The organism is Dyella sp. 01N36 (assembly GCF_056399745.1).
The window spans coordinates 1-3,357 of record NZ_JBFTRY010000284.1 but is presented as its reverse complement, the minus strand read 5'-3'; the positions used below and the strand labels follow the sequence as shown (position 1 = coordinate 3,357).

Below are 3,357 nucleotides of genomic sequence, written 5' to 3'. Positions count from 1 at the left end.
GTTCCATCCTGAATTCAATGCGGATGTGATGCGCGCCTACATTGACCGCAAGCACCACGACATGAAGCGCGAAGGCTTCGATCCGCACCACACGTTTAAGCAGGTTGCCCCGACTCCGCTGGCGCGCCGCCTGTTCCGGCAGTTCTCGCGTCACCATGGGCTGGCCGCCGGCTGACATGACTGTCACGCTCACGGTCTAGAATCGGGCCATCGGCGCGAAGCTTCCACAGAGCGCCGTCACATGGACGAACACCATGGGTCGACAACCGCATGTACACCGCGCATCGGTCATTGCGATGCGGCTGGTCGACATTGCCGACACCATCGATCTGACCGCCGCCGAATCACTTTGGGCGCAACGGGCGCGTACTGCCGCCGCCCGCAGTCGGTTGGTGACCGCGCCGACGAAGGCGCTGACGTTCGGCGTACCACCCGTCGAGTTGACCCTGGGTCCCATCGAGGTTGATGTCGGTGGCCGCGCCTTGCAAGCCACCGCGCTCGCGAGGCTCTACGAGTTCGGAGTCGCCGCCTTATCCATCAGCGTGCCTGCCGACGATCTCTCATGGGTGGACTTCAGCGCGCGAGTGAATGCAGTCGATGCCGCGTTTGGTCTGGCCTCCGATTCAGACGCGTGGACGCGTCTGCTGGCGCAGATCACGGACATCGTGGGGCCCGCGCTGTTGCGGCCGAGTGTGGCCGTCCTGCACGAGGACTATCTACTGGGCCTGGTACATGCGCTCGAAGGAGTCGTGAGTACAGCAACGCTTCACGACGAGCTGGACCTTGTGCCCTTGCTTGCCGGTGAATCACGACCGCTCTCCGAGTCTGCTCGCCAGGAACTGCTGCGGCAGCGCTTTTCGTATTACACCGACGATCTGGCCGTCGTCACCTGGGACCGCGCCTTCATCTACGAACCGCGCGGTGAGTCGGACGTGGTCGATATTCTCGAAGTGGCGAACGCCCAGCTATTGGAGTTGCGCTACTACGACGAATTGCTCGATGCCGAACTGCCACGCATGTACGACCTGGTGGAAGCGACGCACAACGTCGCCAACCCTTTTGCAGCGCGACGCTACGCCGATCTGGCGCGGCATCTATACACGCTCGTGGCGGAAGTCACCGAGATCACCGAGAAAGTCGACAACGCACTGCAAGTCACCGAGGACGTTTATCTCGCGCGCGTTTATGCGGCGGCACTCGAGTTGTTTCGCGTACCGCATGTCAGCAAAGCCGTCGATCGCAAGCTGGCCATCATCCGCGACAGCTACGCGGCGTTATATGAAGAGGCATCGAGCAAGCGGGGCGAGCTGATGGAGCTGGCCATCATCGTGTTGATTGCCGTGGAGATCCTGATCGCGGTAATCCGCCACGTCTAGCCAGCGATTCAGCGCCCGCGCGGCGGCATCGGAAACGGCGTGATCTTCTGGCCGTCGCTGGCATCACGGATCACCAGCGCGCCCTTGCTCTCCACTTCCTCGACCCGCACCACCGATTGCATCGGCAGGTGCAATACGCGCGTGTCCTTGAACTCGTCGCGCAGCTTCTCTTCGGTGGGATCCACCAGCAGGCCTTCGCCCACGGGCTCGAACACCAGTTCGCCGACTTCGGTGAAACCCCACAGGCTGCTTGATGCCACGTGGCGGGCATAGAGCTCGTAGCACTTGCCCAGATGCAGGAAGGTGACTTTGTAGAGTTTCTTGTTGCGCATGAGCCTATGTTATCCGCGTAGACGCCGCGCGATGCCTTCTCGCGAAAACAAGGCAAACACCACGCCAAACAGGAAGCCGGCGATATGCGTCCACCACACTACCGCACCATAACTGGGCCCGGCGTAGCTGAAGAGCAACTGCAACAGCACCCAGATGCCGATCAGGAGAAAGGCCGGGACGCGCACGAATTCCAGGTAGAGACCCAGGGGCAACACCAGTCCTAGTCTCGCGCGGGGAAACAGCGCTATGTAGGTTCCCAGCACCGCCGACACGGCGCCGCTGCAGCCGATGATCGGCGAACGCACGCCAGTCAACGAAAGCGCACCGACTAGGTTCGCCACCATGCCACCGAGCACAAACAGCAGCAGGAAGCGCAGCGAGCCCAGTGCGCGTTCCGCCGGCAAACCAAAGATCACCAGGAACAATAGATTGCCCAGCAGATGCAGCCAGGCGAGATGGATGAAGAGCGCGGTGAACAGGCGTAGCAGCGATGGATCGTGCAATTGCGGCAGCAGCGGCGCCTTCGGATCGAAGATGTTCGCCGGCACGGTACCCCATTCGAGCCACATCGACATGCGCTGCGGCCCAGGCATCAAGGCCAGGCCGACGAAACTGATCACGCACACGACCACCACGAGCACGGTGGCCCATTGGACATGCCGACGACGGCGGGTTTCGACATGGACAAACACTGGAAACGCTCCGCGGCTTGCAGCTCAGGTGAGCTTTGCATCATAGGCGATAAGTTTTTGCTGCACAGCGCGCATCGGACGACTTCGGCGCTTTCAGACGATGCCCGTGGCAGTTGGCCGTGTATCGATGCAGCAAAATTTTCAAAGCGCACAAAGACAAACGCCTTCCCGGATGGGAAGGCGTTTGAGGGATAAAGCCCCTGGCGGTGACCTACTCTTGCATGAGAATTCACACTACCATCGGCGCAGCTGCGTTTCACTTCCGAGTTCGGGATGGGATCGGGTGGGGCCACAGCGCTATAGCCGCCAGGGAAGGGGTGCGGACAGCGCACGAATGCGCCAGTCCGGCAAAGGGGTAAACGAGTGACAAGCGTCGAGGTGAAATTTTGTTTCGAGATGCATTCGTCGAAGCGTGCTGTTCCTGAGGAGTGCGGCCATGGATGGCCGCTTTTACTCGCGCAGGAAGCGCGTTAAACAAAGCGTCTTGGGGTTATATGGTCAAGCCTCACGGCTCATTAGTACGCGTAAGCTCAATGCATTGCTGCACTTCCACACCGCGCCTATCAACCACCTAGTCTTGATGGTGCCTTAAGGAGACTCGAAGTCTCGGGAGATCTCATCTTGAGGCGCGCTTCCCGCTTAGATGCTTTCAGCGGTTATCGCTTCCGTTCGTAGCTACCGGGCAATGCCATGGGCATGACAACCCGAACACCAGCGGAACGTCCACTCCGGTCCTCTCGTACTAGGAGCAGCCCCTCTCAAATCTCCAACGCCCACGACAGATAGGGACCGAACTGTCTCACGACGTTCTGAACCCAGCTCGCGTACCACTTTAAATGGCGAACAGCCATACCCTTGGGACCGGCTACAGCCCCAGGATGTGATGAGCCGACATCGAGGTGCCAAACACCGCCGTCGATATGAACTCTTGGGCGGTATCAGCCTGTTATCCCCAG

3 protein-coding genes and 2 rRNA genes are annotated in these 3,357 nt (G+C 60.3%); 1 reads left to right on the top strand and 4 read right to left on the bottom strand.

Annotation, left to right across the window (positions count from 1 at the left end):
- The first annotated feature begins 254 nt into the window (after positions 1-254).
- Positions 255-1,376, top strand: a complete 1,122-nt coding sequence (locus tag AC1DMG_RS21025) for a hypothetical protein (RefSeq protein WP_441602699.1) — start codon at positions 255-257, stop codon at positions 1,374-1,376.
- A gap of 8 nt (positions 1,377-1,384) precedes the next feature.
- Here the strand turns inward: AC1DMG_RS21025 and AC1DMG_RS21020 are convergent, their stop codons facing one another.
- The 4 genes from AC1DMG_RS21020 to AC1DMG_RS21005 all read right to left on the bottom strand — a co-directional run.
- Complete coding sequence (locus AC1DMG_RS21020; protein WP_046970761.1) at positions 1,385-1,708, bottom strand: DUF1820 family protein; 324 nt, start codon at positions 1,706-1,708, stop codon at positions 1,385-1,387.
- A gap of 9 nt (positions 1,709-1,717) precedes the next feature.
- Positions 1,718-2,401 (bottom strand): rhomboid family intramembrane serine protease, encoded by a 684-nt coding sequence (locus AC1DMG_RS21015; protein ID WP_441602698.1) that lies wholly within the window; start codon positions 2,399-2,401, stop codon positions 1,718-1,720.
- Between the two features lie 198 nt (positions 2,402-2,599).
- A 5S ribosomal RNA gene (gene rrf, locus AC1DMG_RS21010) occupies positions 2,600-2,712 on the bottom strand.
- A gap of 183 nt (positions 2,713-2,895) precedes the next feature.
- A 23S ribosomal RNA gene (locus AC1DMG_RS21005) occupies positions 2,896-3,357 on the bottom strand; the annotation flags it as partial.